The 21,846-nt window shown below is 71.9% G+C and carries 20 protein-coding genes; 13 read left to right on the top strand and 7 right to left on the bottom strand.

Annotated features, from left to right (window positions below; all coding sequences use genetic code 11):
- Positions 1-32: 32 nt before the first annotated feature.
- Positions 33-1,265, top strand: a complete 1,233-nt coding sequence (locus FHX52_RS04480; RefSeq protein WP_246069609.1) for a multidrug effflux MFS transporter — start codon at positions 33-35, stop codon at positions 1,263-1,265.
- Here the strand turns inward: FHX52_RS04480 and FHX52_RS04475 are convergent.
- Both FHX52_RS04475 and FHX52_RS04470 read right to left on the bottom strand, forming a co-directional pair.
- On the bottom strand, positions 1,249-3,450 hold the full coding sequence (locus FHX52_RS04475; RefSeq protein ID WP_141822026.1) for an alpha-L-rhamnosidase: 2,202 nt from the start codon (positions 3,448-3,450) through the stop codon (positions 1,249-1,251). The genes FHX52_RS04480 and FHX52_RS04475 overlap by 17 nt on opposite strands.
- A 34-nt stretch (positions 3,451-3,484) precedes the next feature.
- On the bottom strand, positions 3,485-4,501 hold the full coding sequence (locus FHX52_RS04470) for a LysR family transcriptional regulator (protein ID WP_141820275.1): 1,017 nt from the start codon (positions 4,499-4,501) through the stop codon (positions 3,485-3,487).
- 75 nt (positions 4,502-4,576) lie between these two features.
- Here FHX52_RS04470 and FHX52_RS04465 point away from each other — a divergent pair, with 75 nt between their 5' ends.
- On the top strand, positions 4,577-5,488 hold the full coding sequence (locus FHX52_RS04465; protein WP_141820273.1) for a LysR family transcriptional regulator: 912 nt from the start codon (positions 4,577-4,579) through the stop codon (positions 5,486-5,488).
- 12 nt (positions 5,489-5,500) lie between these two features.
- On the opposite strand, the gene FHX52_RS04460 is transcribed toward FHX52_RS04465, so the two are convergent.
- The 5 genes from FHX52_RS04460 to FHX52_RS04440 form a co-directional block, all read right to left on the bottom strand.
- A complete protein-coding gene (locus FHX52_RS04460) occupies positions 5,501-6,883 on the bottom strand; it encodes an FAD-binding oxidoreductase (RefSeq protein ID WP_141820271.1) in 1,383 nt (460 codons plus the stop codon).
- Between the two features lie 3 nt (positions 6,884-6,886).
- Positions 6,887-8,023 (bottom strand): FAD-dependent monooxygenase, encoded by a 1,137-nt coding sequence (locus FHX52_RS04455; RefSeq protein ID WP_141820269.1) that lies wholly within the window; start codon positions 8,021-8,023, stop codon positions 6,887-6,889.
- Between the two features lie 82 nt (positions 8,024-8,105).
- On the bottom strand, positions 8,106-8,897 hold the full coding sequence (locus FHX52_RS04450) for an ATP-binding cassette domain-containing protein (protein WP_141820267.1): 792 nt from the start codon (positions 8,895-8,897) through the stop codon (positions 8,106-8,108).
- 2 nt (positions 8,898-8,899) lie between these two features.
- On the bottom strand, positions 8,900-9,973 hold the full coding sequence (locus FHX52_RS04445; RefSeq protein ID WP_141820265.1) for an ABC transporter permease: 1,074 nt from the start codon (positions 9,971-9,973) through the stop codon (positions 8,900-8,902).
- Positions 9,974-9,978: 5 nt separating this feature from the next.
- Positions 9,979-10,971 (bottom strand): sugar ABC transporter substrate-binding protein, encoded by a 993-nt coding sequence (locus tag FHX52_RS04440; RefSeq protein WP_185747085.1) that lies wholly within the window; start codon positions 10,969-10,971, stop codon positions 9,979-9,981.
- Positions 10,972-11,158: 187 nt separating this feature from the next.
- Here FHX52_RS04440 and FHX52_RS04435 point away from each other — a divergent pair, with 187 nt between their 5' ends.
- The 11 genes from FHX52_RS04435 to FHX52_RS04385 all read left to right on the top strand — a co-directional run bounded on the left by FHX52_RS04435 (position 11,159) and on the right by FHX52_RS04385 (position 21,513).
- Positions 11,159-11,449, top strand: coding sequence for a putative quinol monooxygenase (locus tag FHX52_RS04435; RefSeq protein WP_141820261.1), 291 nt, complete (start codon positions 11,159-11,161; stop codon positions 11,447-11,449).
- Positions 11,450-11,452: 3 nt separating this feature from the next.
- Entirely contained in the window at positions 11,453-12,439 is a 987-nt protein-coding gene (locus FHX52_RS04430) for a fumarylacetoacetate hydrolase family protein (protein ID WP_141820260.1), read from the top strand.
- Positions 12,436-13,923 (top strand): NAD-dependent succinate-semialdehyde dehydrogenase, encoded by a 1,488-nt coding sequence (locus tag FHX52_RS04425; protein ID WP_141820258.1) that lies wholly within the window; start codon positions 12,436-12,438, stop codon positions 13,921-13,923. Before FHX52_RS04430 ends, FHX52_RS04425 begins: the two co-directional genes overlap by 4 nt.
- Positions 13,920-14,339 (top strand): VOC family protein, encoded by a 420-nt coding sequence (locus FHX52_RS04420; RefSeq protein ID WP_141820256.1) that lies wholly within the window; start codon positions 13,920-13,922, stop codon positions 14,337-14,339. The genes FHX52_RS04425 and FHX52_RS04420 overlap by 4 nt, the downstream gene beginning before the upstream one ends.
- Entirely contained in the window at positions 14,336-15,109 is a 774-nt protein-coding gene (locus FHX52_RS04415; protein WP_141820254.1) for an SDR family NAD(P)-dependent oxidoreductase, read from the top strand. Before FHX52_RS04420 ends, FHX52_RS04415 begins: the two co-directional genes overlap by 4 nt.
- A 38-nt stretch (positions 15,110-15,147) precedes the next feature.
- A complete protein-coding gene (locus tag FHX52_RS04410) occupies positions 15,148-16,095 on the top strand; it encodes a VOC family protein (protein ID WP_141820252.1) in 948 nt (315 codons plus the stop codon).
- 7 nt (positions 16,096-16,102) lie between these two features.
- Positions 16,103-16,894, top strand: coding sequence for an SDR family NAD(P)-dependent oxidoreductase (locus FHX52_RS04405; protein ID WP_141822025.1), 792 nt, complete (start codon positions 16,103-16,105; stop codon positions 16,892-16,894).
- On the top strand, positions 16,891-17,805 hold the full coding sequence (locus tag FHX52_RS04400; RefSeq protein ID WP_141820250.1) for a fumarylacetoacetate hydrolase family protein: 915 nt from the start codon (positions 16,891-16,893) through the stop codon (positions 17,803-17,805). The genes FHX52_RS04405 and FHX52_RS04400 overlap by 4 nt, the downstream gene beginning before the upstream one ends.
- 123 nt (positions 17,806-17,928) lie before the next feature.
- Positions 17,929-19,149, top strand: a complete 1,221-nt coding sequence (locus FHX52_RS04395; RefSeq protein WP_141820248.1) for an alpha/beta hydrolase family protein — start codon at positions 17,929-17,931, stop codon at positions 19,147-19,149.
- Positions 19,146-19,925, top strand: a complete 780-nt coding sequence (locus FHX52_RS04390; RefSeq protein WP_141820246.1) for an SDR family NAD(P)-dependent oxidoreductase — start codon at positions 19,146-19,148, stop codon at positions 19,923-19,925. Before FHX52_RS04395 ends, FHX52_RS04390 begins: the two co-directional genes overlap by 4 nt.
- A 25-nt stretch (positions 19,926-19,950) precedes the next feature.
- The gene (locus FHX52_RS04385; protein WP_141820244.1) at positions 19,951-21,513 is read left to right on the top strand and encodes a family 1 glycosylhydrolase; all 1,563 of its coding nucleotides are present in this window, start codon (positions 19,951-19,953) and stop codon (positions 21,511-21,513) included.
- The last annotated feature ends 333 nt before the right edge of the window (positions 21,514-21,846 follow it).

Genomic DNA, 21,846 nt, shown 5'->3' with positions numbered 1-21,846 from the left:
CCGGTCGGCCGAGGGCGAGGTTGACTGCCCACGTGCCCTCACCCGACCCGACCACCACGTCTCGCGAAGGCGTCGGCTGGGCCGTCGTCGTCGTGCTCGCCTCGCTCGCGGCCGTCGCGCCGATCGCGACCGACCTCTACCTCCCCGGCTTCCCCGAGCTCGGGACCGAGCTGGGGGTGTCGACGAGCGGGGTCCAGCTGACGCTGACGGCCTTCCTCGTCGGGATGGCCGTCGGCCAGCTCGTCATGGGCCCCCTGTCCGACCGCGTCGGGCGCCGCCCCCCACTCGTCGCGAGCGCCGTCGTCTGCGTGGTGGCGGGGGCGGCCAGCGCGCTCGCCCCGTCACTGCCGGTGCTCCTCGGCGCCCGGCTGCTCCAGGGCGTGGCCGGCGCGGGCGGCATGGTGATCGGCCGCGCCGTCATCACCGACCTCGTGACCGGACGTGCCGCGGCCAAGGCCCTGACGCTCGTGCTCACCGTCGGTGGCGTCGCTCCCGTGCTCGCTCCCCTCGTCGGTGGCCTCCTGCTCGCCCCGGTGGGGTGGCGCGGCCTCCTGTGGACGGTCACCGCCCTCTGCCTCGCGATGCTCGTCGGCGTGCTCGTCGCACTCCCCGAGTCGCTTCCGGCCGAGCGCCGCACGACTGCTGCCACGTCGTTGCGGCGGTCGGTCGCGTCCGTGGTTCGGCGCCGAGGCTTCGCGCCGCCGCTGAGCGTCTTCACGCTCGCCTTCGGGCTGATGATGGCCTACATCGCCGCCTCGCCCTTCGTCTACCGCACCGTCGTCGGGCTGTCGGAGGTCGGCTACGGGATCGCCTTCGGGGTCAACGCCGCTGCGCTCATCAGCGCCGGGTGGGTGTCGAGCCGCCTGGTCGACAGCACGGAGCCGGGGCGCATCGTGCGCACCTGCCTGGTGGTCCAGCTCGCAGCGACTCTCGCCTTCGTCACGCTTGCGGCAGCAGGCGCGCCGACGTGGACGCTGCCTCCCGCCATCCTCGTCGCCGTGGCCGCCGGCGGCGGCATCCTCGGCAACTCCGCGGCCATCGCCATGGGGCACGTGCGCGACCTCGCGGGCACCGGCAGCGCGCTCCTCGGCTTCTCGCAGTTCGCTCTCGGGGCGCTCGTCTCCCCCCTCGTCGGGCTCGGGGGTGAGGGCTCGGCACTCGTGCCGGCGATCGTCATGGCGGCGTGCTCGGCCTTCGCCCTGCTCATCAGCCGCAACGCAGCGTTCGGCACGACGAAGCGGGCGCCGGTCACGGTCGGTGCGTGACCCGTCCGGCCGGCACGTCGACCTCGGTTCCGTCGGGTAGCGAGAGGAGGGCGTGCACGCCCTCGGGAACGTCCGTCGTGACGACAAGACCGTCAGTGGTCTGCTCCCACCGCAACCCGACCCGGCCGTGGCGCGTGTCGAGGGCGCCCTCGCACCAGGTCAGCCCACCGCCAGGCCGTGGCGCGAAACGCACTGCGGCATAACCGGGCTCGGCCGGCGCGATGCCCAGGACCGTCCGATGCATCCAGTCGGCGACCGCGCCGAGCGCGTAGTGGTTGAACGAGGTCATCTCGCCGGGGTTGACCTTGCCGTCCGGCAGCATGGAGTCCCATCGCTCCCAGACCGTCGTCGCCCCCATCGTCACGGCATAGAGCCATGACGGGCACTCGGTCTGCAGGAGCAGTGCGTAGGCGTCGTCGAGGTGGCCGGTGCGCGTGAGGGCGTCAGTGACGAAGGGCGTGCCGGCGAAGCCGGTGGCGATCCGGTGCCCGCCCTGCGCGACGAGCTCAGCGAGCCGCTGGCCCGCTCGCTCCTCGTCGCGGGCGTCGAGCAGGTCGAAACAGATGGCGAGCGCGTATGCCGTCACGCAGTCCGAGCGCACCGTGCCGTCCGCGCCGACGTAGTGCTCGACGAAGGCGCCCCTGACACGGTCGGCGAGCGCCGTGGCCTCCCGCTGCTCGGCCGCGAGCCCCAGCACCTCCGCGGCTCGAGCGACGAGTCGGGCGCTGCGGTGGAGGCAGGCGGTCGCGACGACGGCCGGATCGGCCTTGGCCTTCCACGGGGCATCCGGCGGGGCATCAGGGTCGAGCCAGTCACCGAACTGAAACCCCTTGTCCCACAGTCCTGTCGGCGACAGCAGACTTTGGACCCGGCGAAGATGAGCCAGCATCGAGGGCAGCTGCCGCTCGAGGACCACCCGGTCGCCGTACGCCTCGTAGAGGGCCCACGGCACCCAGACTGCGGCGTCGCTCCAGACCGCGGTGCTCTCCGGCGGCGGGAACTGGGGCGGGTGCGGCATCAGCTTCAGCACGTCGGGCACGACGTTGGGCACGAACCCGTCGGCATGCTCCTGCTCGAGGGCGAGGTCCACGAGCCAGTCGGCGAGGAAGCCCTCCACGTCGAAGAGGTAGGCGGCCGTGGGAGCGAAGACGGCGAGGTCGCCGGTCCAGCCGAGGCGCTCGTTGCGCTGTGGGCAGTCGGTCGGCAGGTCGAGCATGTTGCCCCGCGTGCCCCACACGACGTTCTCGTGGAAGCGGCTCAGCAAAGGGTCCGAGCACGCGAACGTTCCGGTGCGCACCAGGTCGGAGTGCACGACGACGATCTCGAGGTCGTCGTCCGTGAGGTCGCCCGGCCATCCGGTCACCTCGACGTAGCGGAAGCCGTGGAAGGTCATCGACGGCTCGAAGTGGTCGACGCCGCCACTCAGCACGAAGCGGTCGGTGGCCTGGGCGTCGCGCAACGGCCGGACACCGAGCTCGCCGTCCTCGAGGACCTCGGCGTGGCGCAGTCGCACCTCCTGGCCCCGCGGCCCCTGCACCGTGCATCGCACCCAGCCCACGATGTTCTGCCCCACGTCGACGAGCGTGCGTCCGCTCGGCGAGGTCCAGATGCGCCGGGCTCGCAGCACCTCGTGTCGCACGACGCGAGGCCCGAGGTAGGGGGTGAGCACCCCCGTGTCGAACGGCAGGGGCACGACTGGCAGGTGCCAGGTGAGGTCGATCGGGCGGCGACCGGCGTCGATCGTCTGCCCGTCGTAGAGGTCGTCGGCGAGGGTGTCCGACGGGCCTGCGGTCCACGACGAGTCGGTCGCCACCACCTGCTCGTGCCCGTCGTCAAAGGTCAGCTCGAGCTGCGCGATCAGGCCGAGGCGGTCGCCGTAGAGCGCGCGGGCACCCATGAAGCCGAGGCGCCCCCGCCACCAGCCGTTGCCGACGCAGACGCTGAGGACGCTGCCGTCGCGCACCAGCTCCGTGACGTCGTGGGTGGCGAACCGCAGCCGCCACTCGTACGCGCTCCAGCCGGGGCTGAGCACGTCGGGGCCGACGGGCACGCCGTCGATGAACGCCTCGTGCACCCCGAGGCTGCTGATGTGGAGCACGGCCCGGTCCACCTCACCGTGACCGCGGTCGAGGCTCAGCTCGCGCCGGAAGAGCGGTGCCGTGAGATCGACCGCAGGCGTGACCATGTCGGCCACCCAGCCCGCCGGACCCACGCGCGGGTCAGGCAGTGTCGTCACGGGGCCCGTCCTCTCGCCGTCGCTCGTCACCGTGAACACCGTGAACACCGTGAACTTCGTGCACCTCGTCCCGCTCGTCCTCGACCGTCACGGCGACGTCGTAGAGGAGGCGACGCATCCAGACCACGGCGGGATCCTTCTCGCGGCGCGGGTGCCAGTGCGCGGCCTCGACGATCGCGACGGCCGGCACCTCGGTGTCGGCGACGACGAGGTCGAGCAGGGGCGCGCAGCGCCGCGCGAGGCGGGAGGGCACGAAGGCGCACATGTCCGTTCCACCGACCGCGAAGGGCAGCGTGAGAAGGCTTGTCACCTCGACGAGGACGATGCGGTCCTGGAGCCCGACCTGCTCGAGCGCGACCTCGAGCGGACGACGCCGCGGGCCGGCGGCGCCGAAGCGAGCGACCGCGTGCGGCATGCCCCGGAGGTCCTCCAGGGAGAGGTGGCCGGCGTGCAGGCGCGGGTTGTCGCGCGCGACGACGCAGGCCAGCGAGTCGGTGAAGACCGGCTGCGTGCGACCGGGGAACTCGAAGCCCAGCGGGCCGATGATGAGGTCACGTCTCATGAGCTGGGTCTCGAAGAGCTCAGGGCCGACGTCGATGGCGTCGAGCGCCACGGAGCAGCCGGGCGCCTCCTCCGAGAGCAGCCGGGTCAGCGGCTCTGCGAGGACGCTCATCGCGTACTCCGACATGCTCACCGAGAAGCGGCGCGTGCTCGACGTGGGGTCGAACTCGCGCTGGTTGCCGAGGAGCGCCTCGGCGGCCTCCACCGCCTCGGTCACGTCGGGCCGCAGCCGTGCCGCGAAAGGGGTCAGCTCGAAGCCGCGACCGCTGCGCACGAGCAGCTCGTCGTCGAAATGTCGCCGCAGCCGGGTCAGGGCACCGCTCATCGCGGGCTGGCTCATCGCGAGGCGCTCGCCGGCATGGGTGAGGTTGCGGTCCTCCAGCAGCGCGTGCAGCGCCAGCAGCAGGTTCGCGTCGACGTCGCGCAGGCGTTCGCGCATCACTCCTCCTCGAGCCGAGCCGAGCCTAGCCCCCGGCGCAGTACGCTCGACCCGCTTCGTCCGAAGGAGGGTCCCATGGCGCTGGGAGGCACCGATCTCAACCTGCTGCTGCCGCTCAAGGTCCTCCTCGAGGAGGGCAACGTCACCCGGGCCGGGCAGCGGCTGAACCTCAGCCAACCCGCGATGAGCGCCGCCCTCGCCCGGCTCCGGCGCCGGTTCGACGACGAGCTGCTCGTGCGCGCCGGCCGCGACTACGAGCTGACCCCTTTCGCGCGCGACCTGCTGCCCGAGGTGCAGCACGCGGTGCGGCTCATGGGGCGGGCCCTCGACCTCGAGGAGCCCTTCGACCCCTCGACGAGCGACCGCTGCTTCCGGCTGTCGATGAGCGACTACGCGATCGCGGTGCTGCACGAGCCGCTCGTGCGTCGGATCAGCGCCGCCGCTCCCGGCATCCGGCTCATCATCGAGCACCTCGGCCCCGATGCCCGCAGCTCCGACCGGGTCCTGCTCGACTTCGACGCCCTCGTGGCGCCCCTGGGTTTCGGCTTCCCCGGTGAGTCGCGGCCGCTCTGGCGTGACCGCATGGTCGTCGTGGTCGACCGGCGCAACGCCCGGCTCGTCGACGGGGCGCTCACGCTGGCCGACCTCGCCGAGCTGCCGCACGCCGTGGCGGCCTTCGGCCCCGGCATCCTCACGCCGGTCGACCGCGCGTTCGGCGAGGCCGGCATCGACCGCCGGATCATGCTGCAGGTCTTCGGTTTCCTGCCGCTGCCCTTCGTCATCCGGGGCACCGACATGGTCGCCGTCGTTCCCGAGAAGCTCGCCCGGATCCATGCCGGCCCCGAGTCCGACCTCGTCGTCGTCGAGCCACCTTTCGGCGAGGTCGTGCTGGCCGAGGGCTACTGGTTCGCGGCCGACCGGCTCTCCGACCCAGCGCACCGGTGGCTGTTCGACCGGCTCGACGAGACGGCGAGCGAGCTGGGCTGAGACGGGCACCCGTCACTCCAGCCAGTGGTTGCGGTTGGTGGCGCTCTCGGGTCCGGCCCAGTGGCCGACGAAGAGCCCGTCGGGGTCGCGCTCGGCCCGGATGAGGGCGAGCCGCGCCCAGGCGTCGTCGGACATGAAGCGGACCTGCCGCCGCGACAGGTCGCTGTCACCGAGGTACTGCCCGACGGTGACGGGCTCGAGGTCGGCCATGGCCGACTCCAGCCAGGCGACGTTCGCCGCGTCGTCGGCCGGGTCCTCCCAGACGACGTAGCTCGCGAGGTAGATCTCCGACTGGAGCGAGAAGGCCATGTCGGGCAGCTCGCGCAGGGGCGCCATGCTGAACCAGATCGTGAAGGACTCCGCCGTAGGCAGCGTCGTGTAGGCCCGCCGCATGGCGGGCACGACCTCGTCAGCGGTGCCGCGGAGCCAGGCGTTGTCGACGGCCCAGCGCCGCCCCTCGGGGTTGTCGGCCAGCTGGCGACGACGCTGCTCGTCCACGGTGGTCGGCTCTGCGTCAATGACGAGCAGGGCACGCTCGAGAGCCGGGGACGTGCGGAACGCCGCGAGCACGGACTTCGCGGCAGCGGCGTCGTCGAGCAGCGCGACAGCCGTGACGAGCAGCACCGGGTCGGGCGCGATCGCGGGGTCGGTCTTCGTGAGGGCGACGATCTCGACGGAGTCCGGCACCGAGGCGTGCGTGGCGTGGAGCCAGGTCATCACCTCGTCGAAGTCGTCGAGGGCATAGGCGTGCACGGTCTGGGCGACGTGACGCAGCGCCGGGAGCGTGCGCAGGTGGAAGCGGGTCACGACCCCGAAGAAGCCGGGTCCGGCTCCCCGGGCCGCCCAGTAGAGGTCGGCGTTGGTGGTGGCGTCTGCCCGCACGAGCTCGCCGTCTGCGGTGACGACGTCGACCGCCTCGACGTACTCAGCCGCCCACCCCCAACCCCGGCAGTTCCAACCCTGCCCGCCCTGGAGGAGGAAGCCACCGATGCCGACCGTGGGGCAGTGACCGCCCACAAAGAAGCGGTCGCGCTCGGCGAGGAAGGCCGCCAGCTCGATGCCGCCGCGCACCGCCGGTCCGGCGCTGACGACACCGGTGGCCTCGTCGTAGGTGATGTCGGTGAGAGCGGCGAGGTCGAGGACGAGGGCCTCGTCGCGGATGGACCACTGCGCCCAGCTGTGTCCACCCGACCGCACGGCCACCTTCCAGCCCCGCTCGCGGGCCAGCCGCACCCCGCGGATGACGTCGTCCTCGCTGGCGACCCGAAGCACCGCGGCGGGGCTGCGGTCGGGGAGGCGGCGGTTGAAGACCCGGTCGACCCGGGCCAGGTCGAAGCCGTCGGTGTCACGCAGCACGAGGGTGCCCTCGAAGAGGGTCGTGTCGATCGCTGTCATCGGTCAGGCCGGGGCGCAGAGGGCGTGGAGGGTCTGACCCATGACCCGGCCGGGGTCGGCGCCCGGCGTCTCCGGGTGGATCTCCCACTCGGCGAGCTGAAGGCTGTTGCCGAGCACGAGGCCGACCCGCGGCCCGCGGCGCTCCATGAAGGTGTCGAGCGCCTGCTCGACCGAGTCGCTCGTCGCGATCACGTCGGCGAGCACGACACCGTCCTCGGCGCTCATCGCGGCGCCCTGGGCGATGAGGGGCGGGCAGGCGTGGGCCGCGTCGCCGATGAGCACGACGCGGCCGCGGTGCCAGGGGCCGTCGATCTGCACGGCCTCGATCCACTGGTAGTTGACGACGGCGTCGTCGGCGATGCTGTCGCGCACCTTCCCCCACGTGCCGCCGTAGCCGGCGCCGTGCTCCTTGAGCACCTTGCCGTTCGGCTTCTCGCCGACGAACGACCGGTCGAGGTTCTCCTCGAGCAGGAAGGCGTAGCAGTGGTCCTCGGAGATCGGCGTGTAGCCGGCCTTGAACTTCGGACCGCCGTAATAGAGCTCGGAGCAGTCCATCTCCTCGGGCCGTTCGGCCACGACGCGCCAGATGCCCATGCCGACCGTCTGCGGCTCGGCCTCGATGCCGATCATCCCCCGCACCTGCGACCGTATGCCGTCCGCCCCGATCACGAGGTCGACCTCCTCGGTCGTGCCGTCCGACAGCGCCACGACGACGGAGTCGCCCCGGTCGTCGAGCGCCGTGACCGTCCGGGCGAGGCGGACGTCGACCCCGGCGCGCACGACCTCGTCGGCGAGGACGTCGGCGACGTCGCCGCGCAGCGCACCCATCGTGGGGGGCACCTCCGTGCCGCCCATCGGCGGGGTCGGGATCTCGGCGATGACGTGGTCGCCGTCCGCGCTGCGCATGCGCAGGTGGGCGAACGGGAAGCCGCGCTCGGCGATGCGCTCGAACACCCCGACGGAGTGGAAGGCCTTGAGCGCGTTGCCCTGGAGCGTGATGCCGTGCCCGACACCGCCCATCTCGGCGCGCTGCTCGACGACGACGACGTCGACCCCGCGCTGGCGCAGGGCCAGAGCGGCGACGCCACCGGCGATGCCACCGCCGACGATGAGGACGCGGCGGACGGGGGACGTGGTCATCAGTGACCTCCTGCTAGGGGTGGAGAGGGCGTGGTGCTGTGCGAGCTGCAGTGCGGGCTGCACTGCGGGCTACGGCGCGGGCTCAGGCGACGAACTGGGACTCCCGCGCCCCGGTGATCCAGCCGACGACGTGGTCGGTCTCGGTGTCGGCCATCGCGATGTCGGCGACCTTCCGGCCGCGGTTGAGCACGACGACGCGGTCGGCCACCTCCTCGCAGAGCGGCAGGTTGTGGGTGACGAGGACGATGGCGATGCCGTGCTCCGCCATCCGGCGGATGAGGGCCTCGACCTGCTTCGTCTGCTCGTAGCCGAGGGCGGCCGTGGGCTCGTCGAGGAGCAGGATGCCGCGGGACTCCCCGCTGACGCGGATGGCGCTGCGGGCGAGGGCGACGACCTGGCGCTGGCCACCCGAGAGCATCTCGACCGGTCGTGTCATCGGGGCGGTGCGCACGCCGAGCCGGTCGAGCTCGGCCTCGGAACGCTTGCGCATCGCCTTGTGGTCGACGAAGCCGAGCCAGCCCAGCGGGCCCGGCCGCAGGATCTCGCGGCCGAGGTTGAGGTTGGTCGAGATGTCCTGGGCCTCGACGAGGGCGAGGTCCTGATAGACCATCTGGATGCCCGCGGCGGCGGCGTCGCTGGGCGCGTGGAGCTCCTTCTCCTCCCCGAAGACGCGTAGCGTGCCGGCGGAGGGCCGGTGCGCGCCGGAGATGACCTTGAGGAGCGTCGACTTGCCGGCGCCGTTGTCGCCGAGGAGGCCGACGACCTCTCCGGGCATCACTGTGAGGTCGATGCCGTCGAGAGCACGGACGAAGCCGTAGTGCAGGTCGATGCCCGTGAGCTCGAGGGCCGGGACGGAGGTCTCGTTGCCGGTCATGTTCACACCTTCTTCTGGTGGACCGAGAGGTTGGCGGTGGCCATGAGGCGGTCGGAGACGCTCGTCTGGATCGCGCGCTCCATCGCGAGCGATCCGAGCAGGAGCGCGCCTGTGACGACGGTGGCCCAGTACGGCTGGATGCCGCGGATCGTCAGGCCGTTGGCGATCGTCGCGAGGATGAGCGACCCCACGAGCACCCGGGGCAGGCTGCCGCGCCCACCGGTGAGGGCGACACCGGCGAGGGCCACGGCGGTGAGAGCGTTGAAGATGATCGCCGGGCTGGCCGAGGGGCTCGCCTCCGTGACGACCGCGGTCGTGACCAGGCCGCCGAGGGCCGCGAGCAGACCCGAGATGACGAAGCCGAGGACGATGTATCGCGGGCTCGGGATGCCGGCCCGGCGCACGGCCTCGGCGTTTCCGCCGACCGCCATGAGACGGATGCCGTCGCGGGTCCGGGTCAGGAAGACCGTGCCGACGACGAAGACGGCGCCGACGATGTAGACCGGCGCGGGGACCCGGAAGTAGCGGTCGGTGCCCATGAAGGTCAGCTGGGTGAGGCCTGGGAAGGTGTAGCCGCCCGCGACGACCGCGGCGAGCCCGGACAGGACCGACAGGGTGCCGATCGTGATGATGATGGGGTTGAAGCCCCGGAGTGCGATCGCCCCGTTGACGAGCCCCACGACGACACCCGTGGCGAGCCCTGCGAGCAGCGAGAGCCACACCGGCTGGCCGTGGGTGAGCAGCCAGCCGCAGACGCAGGCCGCCATGGCGGCCGTGCCCGGCAGCGACAGGTCGAGCACTCCCGTCATGATGCCGACCCCGACGCCGGCGGCGAAGAGCGCCGTGATCGCGGCCGCGTTCGCGACGAGGAGCGCGTTGTCGAGCGTCGCGAAATAGGGGGCGCACCAGAAGGAGAAGACGAGTAGGAGGATCCCCCAGAGCAGGAAGATGCCGCGATCGCGCAGGAAGACCAGGACCGCCACTGTGCGGGGCATGTCGTGGCTGCCGGGGACTGCCGCCGCGTCGGGGGCGGCCGAAGGGGTTGCCCCCGACGCGGGAGCCCGGGTGGTCGACATGGTGCTCACATCCCCGCCTTGATGACCTTCTGGGGCACGGTGAGCTGCACGCCGGTCTTCGTCGGGTCGGCGATCATCGCGGTGAGGGTGTCGAACGACTGCACCATGTCCTGCGCGAACTGGAGCGCGACGACCGCGTAGATCTTGCCGGACTTCACGGCTGCGAGCACCTCGTCGTTGCCGCCGGCCTCGGTGACGCAGGGCAGCTCCTTGCCGGCCGCCGCGAAGGCCCCCAGGGCCCCCAGGGCGCCCTCGTCGTTCTGACCCATGACGGCCGTGATGTCGGGGTTGCCCTGCAGCACCGCCCCCGTGTCGGTCTGCATGCCCTGCCGGTCCTTGACGACGACGGTGGCGACGATCTTGGCGTTCGGGGCCGTCGCGGCCAGAGCGGTCTTGGCTGCACCCTCGAGCTCGGCCTTGCCCGCGGTGCCGGGCCCGCTCTCGGTGAACAGGACGCTGGCCTTGCCCCCGAGCTTCTCGTTGACGCAGTTGCCGAGCTCCTCGCCGAGTGCCTTGCCCTGTGCCGCGTAGTCGATCGTCGAGAACGACACGAGCGGCTCGAGGCCGGCCATGCCGTAGTCGGCGGGGACGCCGTTGAGGATGAGCGGCACCTTCTTCGCCTGCGCGTCCGTGACGAGCTGCTTGAGCGACGACGGCTGCACGGCGATGACCCAGGCGCCGGCCGCGCGGCCTGACTCGATGACGCTCTGAAGGTCGGTGACCTGCTTCTGCGGGTTGAGGTCGGGGTCCTGGACGAGCACCTCGTAGCCCTTGCTCTTGCCGTAGGCGGTGACGCCCTCCGACAGGCCCTTCATGGCCGGGATCTTCAGCGCCAGGGGCGAGAAGACGATCGTCTTGTTGGATGAGCCGGTTGCGGCGGCGGCGCCTTCGGCGGCGGCGGGCTGGGTGCCGCCGGAGCCGCAGGCAGCGAGGAGGACGAGGCTGCCGCCAGCGACGGCCGCGATGGCTGCCCGGCCGAGGGTCGAGTGGTGAGACATCGTTGTTTCTCCTGGATCTCGCGGCGGTCGGTCCGCCCGGGTGGTGGTCACAGGAAACAGCGGGCGGCCTTCTGGGGGAACCCTCGTCGCGCTGATAGGTGGCATCCGTGTCGGTGCTTTCCCCCGGTGTCACCGCCAGACCTAGCGTGGGCGTCGACCGGTTCGTCCCCCATGTCAGGAGTTCCCGATGCCCTACGTCGTCACTGCCGTCTGGACCGCCCAGCCCGGCCAGGAGCAGGTGGTCCTCGACGCGATCGAGAAGCTCACCCCGCCCTCACGCGAGGAGCCGGGCAACCTCTTCTACCAGGCCTACCAGGACCCGGCCGAGCCGTCGGTCTTCCGGCTCTTCGAGGTGTACGCCGACGAGGCGGCCTACGCGGCCCACGGCGCGTCGGAGCACTTCGCCGAGTTCGGCCACGGCCAGGCCATCCCCGTGCTCGCCGGACGTGAGCGTGCCTTCTACGAGACGCTCGGCTGACCGATGCGTCTCGCCTCCTTCCGCCTCCGGGACGACCGGCCGGACACCCGGCGGGTCGGGCTGGTCGTCGGCGACGGCCGGGACTGGTGGCTGCACCCGTTCGCCCCGGGCGCCGATCTCGTCGGGCTGCTCGCTGCCGACGCCGACGAGCGGGAGGCTGCCGCCGACGAGGCTGCCGCTGCCGACGGTCTCCGCTCGGACGACGTCGTGCTCCTGCCACCCGTCTACCCCGTCGCGATGCGCGACTTCCTCACCTTCGAGGCCCACGTCGACGGGATGGAGAGGGGCATGGGCCACGTGGGCGTGCCGGATGCCTGGTACGCCGCCCCGGTCTTCCTCTTCATGGCGCCGCACGCCGTCCACGGGGCCCACGACGACGTGGAGTACCCACCCGAGACGGAGCGGCTCGACTTCGAGCTCGAGCTCGCGGCCGTCGTCTGTCGTGACGTGCGCAACGAGACGCCCGAGCAGGCCCGTTCCGCGATCGGGGGCTACTGCGTCATGAACGACTGGTCGGCCCGCGACGTCCAGGGCCGCGAGATGTCGCTCAAGCTCGGCCCGAGCAAGGGCAAGGACTTCGCGACGACGATCGGACCGTGGGTCGTCACCCCCGACGAGGTCGAGCACCTGCGTGACGCCGACGGCTTCCTCGACCTCGGCATGTCGGTGCGGGTCAACGGCGAGGAGGTCGGCGCCGACCGTTCCGGCCACATGGGCTGGTCCTTCGAGCAGCTCGTCTCGCATGCGTCGCGCGCCTCGTGGGTCAAGGCCGGTGAGGTGCTCGCGTCGGGGACCTGCGCCTCCGGATCGCTCGCCGAGTCGTGGGGACGCACGGGCCGGCTCGAGCCACGGCCGCTCCAGGTCGGCGACGAGGTCGAGATGGTCATCGAGGGCATCGGGTCGGTGCGCAACCGGATCGTGGCGCCCACCGAGGTCGTCCCCCCGGCACCCCGAGCGCGTCGTCGGGTGAGCCAGGAGGTGCCGGCATGACGACCACCGAGTCCGTCACCCAGTCCCCCACCCAGTCCGCACCCACCCAGCCCGCCACCCAGTCCGCCACCCAGTCCGCCAGCCGGATCCAGACCCGGGCCGAGGTCGTCACGACGAACCCCGCGACCGGTGCGGTCCTGCGCCGCTACCCCGCGCACGACGCGGCGGGGGTGGAGGAGTGTCTCGCCGCGACGGCCGCCGCCGCCGAGGTCTGGCGCGAGACCCCGCTCGAGCTGCGCTGCGACCTGCTCCGCGCGGTGGGGACCCTGCTGCGGGAACGTCGCGAGGCCTACGCCCGGCTCATGACGGCCGAGATGGGCAAGCCCCTGCGCGAGGCGCGTGCCGAGATCGACAAGTGCGCCTGGAACTGCGACGTCGTCGCGGAACGAGCGAACCAGTGGCTCGCCGACCAGCCGGCCGAATCGACCGGATCCGCCGCCTGGGTGTCCTACGAGCCGCTGGGCGTCGTCTTCGCCGTCATGCCGTGGAACTTCCCCTTCTGGCAGGTGCTCCGCTTCGCCAGTGCGGCACTCGTCGCCGGCAACGCGGGGCTGCTCAAGCACAGCCCCGACGTCACGGGCTGCGCGCTGGCCATCGAGCAGCTCTTCGCCGACGCGAGCGCAGCGACCGGGGCGCCGACCGGCCTCCTGCGCTCCCTCGTCCTCACCGGCGAGCAGGTGCCCGTCGTCACCCCCGCAGTGGTGACCGACCCACGGGTCGCCGCCGTCACCCTGACCGGCAGCGAGCGAGCCGGTGCAGCCGTGGCCTCCGTGGCCGGCGCCTCCCTCAAGAAGTCCGTGCTCGAGCTCGGCGGCTCCGACCCGTTCGTCGTGCTAGCCGATGCCGACGTGCGCTCGGCGGCCGAGGGTGCCGCCCGCAGCCGCTTCGGCAACAACGGCCAGAGCTGCGTCTCCGCGAAGCGCTTCGTCGTCGTCGACGAGGTCGCCGATGCCTTTGTCGAGCACCTCGTCGAGCAGGTCGCGCTCCTCGTGCTCGGCGACCCCTCCGACGACGCGACGACGGTCGGCCCCATGGCCCGTCCCGACCTGCGCGCCGGGGTGCTGCGCCAGGTCGACGAAACGGTCGCCGCGGGTGCGCGGCTCGTGACCGGCGGCCGTGCTGTCGACGGGCCTGGGTGCTACGTCGAGCCGACGGTGCTCGACCACGTCCTCCCAGGCATGGCCGCCTTCACGGAGGAGACGTTCGGCCCGGTGGCCGCGGTCATCCGGGCCCGCGACGACGACCACGCGGTCGCCCTCGCCAACGGCACCGACTTCGGTCTCGGCGCCTCGGTCTGGGGCGAGGCCGGGCACGCGCTCGCCATCGGCCGCCGCATCCGCTCGGGAGCCCTTTTCGTCAACACCGTCGTGGCGTCGGACCCCCGGCTGCCCTTCGGCGGCATCGGCCGCAGCGGCTACGGCCGCGAGCTCTCCGCCGAGGGTGTGCGCGAGTTCACCAACGTGCGCACGGTGGTGGTCGCGTGAGCACCCTCGACCACGTCGGCCTCACCGTCGCTGACCTCGACGCCATGACGCAGTGGTATGCCGCCGCGCTCGGGCTCGCACCGGAGTTCGAGTTCGCGCTCCCCGAGGTCGACTTCCGTGGGGTGATGTTGCGCGGTGACGGCTACCGCATCGAGCTGCTCAGCCGGGCGGGCAGCCATCCTGGCCTGCAGGCCAGCAGCCCCGTCGACGCCGCGCTCACGCACGGCTACGGGCACCTCGCCCTCGACGTGTCGGACGTCGACGCCGCATACGGCCGGCTGCTCACCCTCGGCGCCTCCGAGCGGATGTCGCCGCGTCCCTCCCCGGAGCCGGGCGTGCGGATGGCCTACGTCGCCGACCCCGAGGGCAACCTCGTCGAGCTGCTCGACCGGACCGCTGCGAGGGCGTCGTCGTGAGCGGGCGGCTCGAGGGCAAGGTCGCCCTGGTCACCGGCGTCGGCGGCGGCATCGGGGCCGTCGCGGCGGCTCGCTTCGCGGCGGAGGGGGCTCGCGTCGTCGGCTGCGACCTCGACCGCGAGTCAGCCGCTCGCACCGAGCACCTCGTGCGGTCGCAGGGGGGCTCGATCACCGTCGTGGGCGGGGTCGACCTCGGTGACTCCGACGCGGCCCGCGACTGGGTCGATGCCGCCGTCGCCGTCCACGACGGCATCGACGTGCTCTACAACAACGCGTCCACCCAGCGCTTCGGCGCCCTCGACGAGCTCACGGTCGCCGACTGGGACTTCACCATGCGCAACGAGCTCGACCTCGTCTACTACACGGTTCGGGCTGCGTGGCCACACCTCAGGCGCCACGGCGGGGGCTCGATCATCAACGTCGGCTCCATCGCAGCGACCCGGGGCGTCGAGTTCATGGCGCAGAACGCGCACAGTGCCGCCAAGGGCGGCGTCATCGCGCTCACGCTCCAGCTCGTCGTCGAGGGCGGGCCCCACGGCATACGGGCGAATGTCATCAGCCCGGGGCTCGTCGAGACGCCCAACACGGCACCGATGCTCGTCGACCCGCCCGAGCGGCTGCGCCGCATCGTGCTCGACCGCATTCCCCTCGGCCGCCACGGGCGACCGGAGGACATCGTCAACGCCGCCGTCTACCTCGCCTCGGACGAGTCGTCCTGGGTGAGCGGCGCCCACCTCGTCATCGACGGGGGCGGCTCGGTCCTCGGCTGAGCCCCACCACCAGAAGAAGAAGAAGAAGGAAGAGAGCCATGAGCCACCTCAACGAGTTCGGCATCACCCACCTGCGGCACGTCGACCTGGCCGTGCCCGACTACGAGACCCAGCGCTCGTTCTACACGGACACGTGGGGCCTGACCGAGGTCGGCACCGACGGCGACCTGTCCTACCTCGCGGCAGAGGGCTCACCGGAGCAGTACGTCGTGCGCCTGCGACGCGACGCGGACAAGCGCCTCGACCTCATCTCCTTCGGCGCGACCGACGCCGCCGCCGTCGACGCCCTCGCCGAGCGCCTCGGCTCCCTCGGCGTGCAGCTCGTCGGCCAGCCCGGCGACCTGCAGACCGCGGGCGGCGGCTACGGCTTCCGCTTCTTCGACGGCGACGGCCGCACCCTCGAGGTCTCCTCCGACGTCGAGACCCGCCAGCACCGGTCCATCGAGGAGGGCGAGGCGATCCCGGTGCGCATCTCGCACGCGGTCGTCAACAGCAACGACATCAGCGCGACGCGGGATTGGTACCAGACCTACCTCGGCTTCAAGCTGAGCGACAGCCTGGGCAGCCCGCACATGGGCGAGATGATGCACTTCATGCGGTGCAACGACTGGCACCACAGCCTCGCCATCGCCCGCGGTCCGCACACCTCGGTGCACCACGTGTCGTTCGAGATGCGTGGCCTCGACGAGTACATGCGGGGCACCGGACGGGTCATGCGCGCCGGCATCCGGAAGGTCTGGGGGCCCGGCCGTCACCTCGCCGGCAACAACACCTTCTCCTACTTCATCGACCCGAGCGGCAACACGATGGAGTACACGACCGAGCTCGAGCGCCTCGAGACCGACGAGTGGCACCCCAGCGTCTACGACATCAGCGACCCGATGACCCAGGACCAGTGGGGCACGTCCGACCCGATGAGCGAGTTCATCGCCAAGGAGTCGTTCAACGACGTCGACCGCGGCCTCTTCGTCGCTCCCCCGGTGTGACGTGCCGATGACAGGCCTCGGCGGCAAGGTCGTCGTCGTCACCGGCGGCGCCCGCGGTCAGGGCGCCGCCGAGGTCGAGGCACTGGCGCGGGCGGGTGCGACAGTCGTGGCCACCGACGTCCTCGACGGTGACGGCTCGGCCCTGGCGGCCCGGCTCGAGGGCGAGAGCCTCGACGTGAGGTATGCGCATCTCGACGTGACGAGCCCCGACGACTGGGCCGCGCTCGCCGCCGACCTGCGGGAGCGTCACGGACGCGTCGACGCCCTCGTCAACAACGCGGGGATCGCTGCGCGAGAACGACTTCCGCACGTCACCCTCGAGGCCTGGCACCTCGCCTTCGAGGTGAACGTCACCGGACCGATGCTCGGGATCCAGGCGCTCGCACCCCTCATGCCGGCCGGGTCGAGCATCGTCAACATCTGCTCGGTGGCGGCGATGGCCGGCCATGCCGCGGCCGCCTACACGGCGAGCAAGTGGGCGCTGCGTGGGCTGACGCGCAGCGCGTCGCTCGAGCTCGGCCTCCGTGGCATCCGCGTCAACGCGGTCATGCCCGGTCTCGTCGACACCCCCCTCATGGCCAGCGCGTCGCCGGCCTTCACCGAGGCGGCCCTGACCGAGATCCCGCTCGGCCGCGTGGGGCTCCCGGCCGACATCGCGCCGACCATCGTCTTCCTCGTCTCCGACGACTCGGCGTACTACAACGGCGCCGAGATCGTCATCGACGGGGGCCTCAGCGCCCACGTCTCGCACAAGCGGATCGCCGATGCCACTCGCCCTCCCGAGGAGGACCGCCCGTGAGGCTCGCAACGGTACGCACCGCCGACGGCCGGGTGACGGGAGCGGTCGTAGAGGACGGCACGGCATACCTGCTCCCGGGCGGCGACACGGTCGGCGACCTCGTCCGGTCGGGTCTCGAGCGCGCACTCGACGTGGGCGGGCGCGCCCTTTCCGGGCGCGGCACGCCGCTGTCGTCCGTCACGCTCGAGCTGCCGTACCGGCCGCCCGCCGTGCGCGACTTCGTGACGTTCGAGTCGCACGTCGAGGGGGTGCGGCGCAGCGTCGACGGCGCGACCGGAGTGCCCGCGGCGTGGTACGACGCACCGACCTTCTACTTCACCAACCCCCACGCGCTCTTCGGCCCGGGGCAACCCGTGCAGCGGCCGCGCGCCTCCCGGGCGCTCGACTTCGAGCTCGAGGTCGGGGCCGTGCTCGGCGCCGGGGGCAGCGACCTCGACGAGGAGAGCGCCCACCGGGCGATCTTCGGCTACACCATCGTCAACGACTGGTCGGCACGCGACCTCCAGTCGCGCGAGATGAAGGTCGGGCTCGGCCCGGCCAAGGGCAAGGACTTCGCGACCTCGATCGGGCCGTGGGTCGTGACGGCCGACGAGCTCGAGCCGCACCACACCGCTGACGGCTTCCTCGACCTCGACTGCCGGGTTGCCGTCAACGGCAACCCGATCGGGCAGGACCGGCTCTCGCACATGCGCTGGACCTTCGCGCAGATGGTCGCCTACGCATCGCGCGACTCCCTCGTCGTGCCCGGCGACCTCCTCGCGTCCGGCACCACGGGTGGCGGTGGGTGCCTCGCCGAGCTGTGGGGGCGCCGCGGCCGCCAGGAGCCGCCGCCCCTCGAGCCCGGCGACGAGGTCACCATCACCGTCGAGCACCTCGGCACGCTCTCAGCACGCGTCGCGACCGAGCCCTGACCCGCCCGATCCCGTATGCCCGTGGTGGGCGATGGCAGGCATCACCACTGCCGTCTTCCGCTCCCATCACCACACCCGTCACGATCACGACAGACCACCAACCGAGCCCCTTGAGGAGCCCCCGTGTTCGAGTACTTCCCCGGCAACTACATCTGGAACCTCGGTGTCGTGGCGACGCTCAACTCAGGCGGCGCCATCGACGAGGTCGACCGCGCCTGCCGCCCGATCCGTGAGCTCGCGGCGCAGGGCTCCGACGTCGGCACGCAGGACTTCCTCGCGTCGTGGCGGCGGGTCGCCGACCAGGTCGAGGCGCAGGCCGCACTGGCCGAGCAGGCCGGCCACCGGCGCACCGCCGGTCAGAAGTACTTCCGTGCAGCGGCCTACCTCTGCCAGTCCGAGCGGATGCTGAGCAACTCCTCCCCCGACCGCATCCCGACCTACCGGCACCTGCTCGAGGTGATGGAGAAGTCGTTCGAGCTCATCGACCCCGCGACCACGCGCGTGGCCGTGCCGTTCGAGGGGACGACGTTGCCCGCCTACTTCACCAACGGCTCGACCGACGGACGCCCCGTCCCCGTCGTGATCATGTGGAACGGCCTCGACTCCACGAAGGAGCACATGTACACCTCCGGGTGGCCGAGCGAGATGGCCGCGCGCGGAATCTCGGTGCTGCAGGTCGACTGCCCGGGCAGCGGTGAGGCGCTGCGCCTGCAGGGCCTCACCGCTCGTGTCGAGACCGAGGGTTGGGCCGCTGCCTGCGTCGACTGGCTCGAGACGCGAGACGACGTGCGGGCCGACCGGATCGGGCTCGTCGGCTGGTCGCTCGGCGGCTACTACGTGCCGCGCGCCGCGGCCTTCGAGAAGCGGCTCGCCCTCGCCGTCGCCTGGGGCGCGAACCACAACTGGGGCCAGGTGCAGAAGCGCCGCCTCGAGCGCGAGGGCGAGAACCCCGTGCCCCACTACTGGGAGCACGTGCTCTGGGTGTGGGGGCAGAGCGACATCGCGGAGTTCATCTCCTACGCCGAGGACATCCAGCTCGACGGAGTCGTCGAGCAGATCACCTGCCCCTTCCTCATCACGCACGGCGAGAACGACCGCCAGATCCCCCTCGAGTACGCCCACCGCTCCTTCGAACAGGCGGTGCGCAGCCCCAAGCGCGAGCTGCGGGTCTTCTCACCCGAGGAGGGAGCCACCGAGCACATCGGGCTCGACCACCTGCCCCACGTGGGCGCCTTCACCGCGGACTGGGTGGAGGACACCTTCACCGAGCTCGACGCCGGGCAGGGCGACGCTGCCGAGGTCGCGACGGCTGAGCTGCACGAGCTCCACCCCGCCCGCTCGTGACCGGACGGCTGGACGGCCGCGTCGTCCTCGTCACCGGGACCGCCGGTGGCCAGGGGCGGGAGGCCGCCCTGCTCTTCGCGCGGGAGGGCGCCGTCGTCGTGGGCTGCGACCTCGACGGCCCCGCGTCCGACGACACGACGGCGGCCGTCCGAGCTGCGGGGGGCGCGATGACCTCCTCCGTCGTCGACCTCACCGACGAGGATGCCGTGCGTGCCTGGGTGGACGCCGCTGCCGACGCGCACGGCGGCATCGACGTGCTGCACGCCAATGCCGGCGCCACCCGGTTCGCCCCGCTCGAGGAGCTGACGGCCGAGGACTGGCACTTCGTGCTGCGCAACGAGCTCGACGTCGTCCTCTTCCCCGTGAAGCACGCCTGGCGACACCTGCGGCGCTCGGCCCGCCCGGCCGTCGTGCTCGTCGGGTCGACCGCCGGCGTGAGCGGCTCGATGACGAACCACCGCGTGGCCCACACCGTGACGAAGGGCGGCGTCATCGCGCTCACCCGCCAGCTCGCCGCCGAGGGCGCGCCACACGGCATACGGGTCAACTGCGTCTCACCGGGGATGGTCGACACGCCTGCCACGCGCTCCGACCTGCTTGCCCCCGGGCACCCGATGCGCGCCATCGCGACGAGCATCCCGCTCGGTCGCGTCGGCCGGCCCGAGGAGGTCGCCGCGTGCGCGCTCTTCCTCGTCTCCGACGACGCGTCCTACGTCACGGGAGCCAACCTGCTCGTCGACGGCGGCTGGTCCGCCGTGCTGCCGGGCGTCGCCTGACCACCACCACCGCTGGAGAGATCACATGCAGACACGACACGGAACGATGGCCACGGAGCGCCCCCAGCGCTACGCCAAGCAGCTCGCCGGGCACTGGGCCCGCAAGGGCAGCGCGGGCGACGAGGACGGCGCGACGGTCATCCGCTTCGATACCGGGCAGGTCGTGCGGATGTGGCCGGCGGAAGGCCTGCTCCACGTCGAGGCGTCCGTGCCCGACGAGGGCGACCCCGACCGTTTCGCGCAGGTCGTCAAGGACCACCTCGAGCGGTTCGGCAAGCGCGACGAGCTCGACGTCGTGTGGGACCCGGCGGCAGGCGACGGCCCTCACAGCGGCACCGGGCCGGACGGCATACGGCCGCTGCCCCAGGGCTTCGTGCTCGGTGTGGCGACGGCCGGGCACCAGAACGAGGGACAGAACACCGCGAGCGACACGTGGTTCCTCGAGCACACGACGCCGTCGGTCTTCCGGGAGCCGTCGGGGCGGGCGTGCAACGGCTACGAGCTGTGGCGCGACGACCTCGACCTCGTCAAGGGGATGGGCCTGGACGCCTACCGCTTCTCGGTCGAGTGGGCCCGCGTCGAGCCGTCGGAGGGCACCGTCGACGAGGCTGCGCTCGACCACTACGAGGCGATCGTCGACCGCTGCGCCGAGCTCGGCCTGGCGCCTGTCGTGACGTTCAACCACTTCACGGCCCCGCACTGGTTCGCCGCGGAGGGCGGGTGGCTGAGCTCGCGGTCCGCCGAGCTCTTCGCGCGCTACTGCGGTTGGGTCATGGATCGCTTCGGCGACCGCATCGCGTATGCCGTGACGCTCAACGAGCCCAACCTCACCCGCCTGCTGTCCTGGCTCGACCTGCCGGCCGTCATCCGCGACCTCGAGCGAGCGACGCTGGACGCCGCATCGGCGGCGGCAGGCGTCGAGCGCTACCGCGTCGGCAACGTCATGCTCCCCGAGGACATGGACGCGATCGGCGACGGCATGACCGCTGGGCACCGAGCAGCTCGAGCGGCCATCAAGGCCCGCCGACCGGAGCTGCCGGTCGGCTTCTCGCTCGCCGTCGTCGACGACCGGGTGGTCGGTGACGATGCAGCGTTCCGCGACCGGAAGCGGCACGAGGTCTATGCCCGATGGCTCGAGCTCGCCCACGAGGACGACTTCCTCGGCATCCAGAACTACGAGAGCCGCACGTACGACGGGGCCGGTGAGGTGGCACCCGCACCGGGCACGCCGGTCAACGGGATGGGCTCGGCCATCGACCCGACGTCGCTCGCCGGAGCGGTCCGCTACGCCCACGCCGAGAGCGGGGTGCCGATCCTCGTGACCGAGCACGGCATGCAGACGCCCGACGACAGCCAGCGAGCAGGCTTCATCGAGCCGTCCCTCGTGGCGCTGCTCGAGGCGATGGACGACGGCGTGCCGGTGCTCGGCTATCTGCACTGGACGCTGATGGACAACTTCGAGTGGATCTTCGGCTACGGCGCTCAGCTCGGCCTGCACGAGGTCGACCGCGAGACGTTCGTGCGCACCCCCAAGCCGAGCGCGGCGGTCTACGCGAGCGTCGCCGGCGCGCGACGTGTCCGGGCCTGACGTCGCAACCCGGCCCCGTGCAGGGCCGGGGGGCGTGCCGAGACCAAGCACGATCCCCAAGTGCTCACGCTCCCCGAACTACTGGCGTTGGCTTGCGCACGAGACTGGATGGCTGTAGCGACGGGGTCTCCCGGCTGGGCGGATACCTGGCAGAACGATTCCGTTCTTCTGTTCGCGCGTGAGGCCGCCTGCACCGGGCCCAACCTGGGACTTCCGCCGATCGTCGTGTGGCGCGGAACGGCAGGATTTACCCTGATAAGGCCGTCCCGTGTCGCCGGGGACCAGAGGACGAGCCTGCCGTCAAGGCGGACCCGTGACGAGCCCGCCGTGAAG

This window comes from Humibacillus xanthopallidus (assembly GCF_006717145.1).
Taxonomy (GTDB): Bacteria; Actinomycetota; Actinomycetes; order Actinomycetales; family Dermatophilaceae; genus Humibacillus; species Humibacillus xanthopallidus.
The sequence above is the reverse complement of the archived record's forward strand: the minus strand, read 5'-3'. Positions and strand labels throughout refer to the sequence as shown.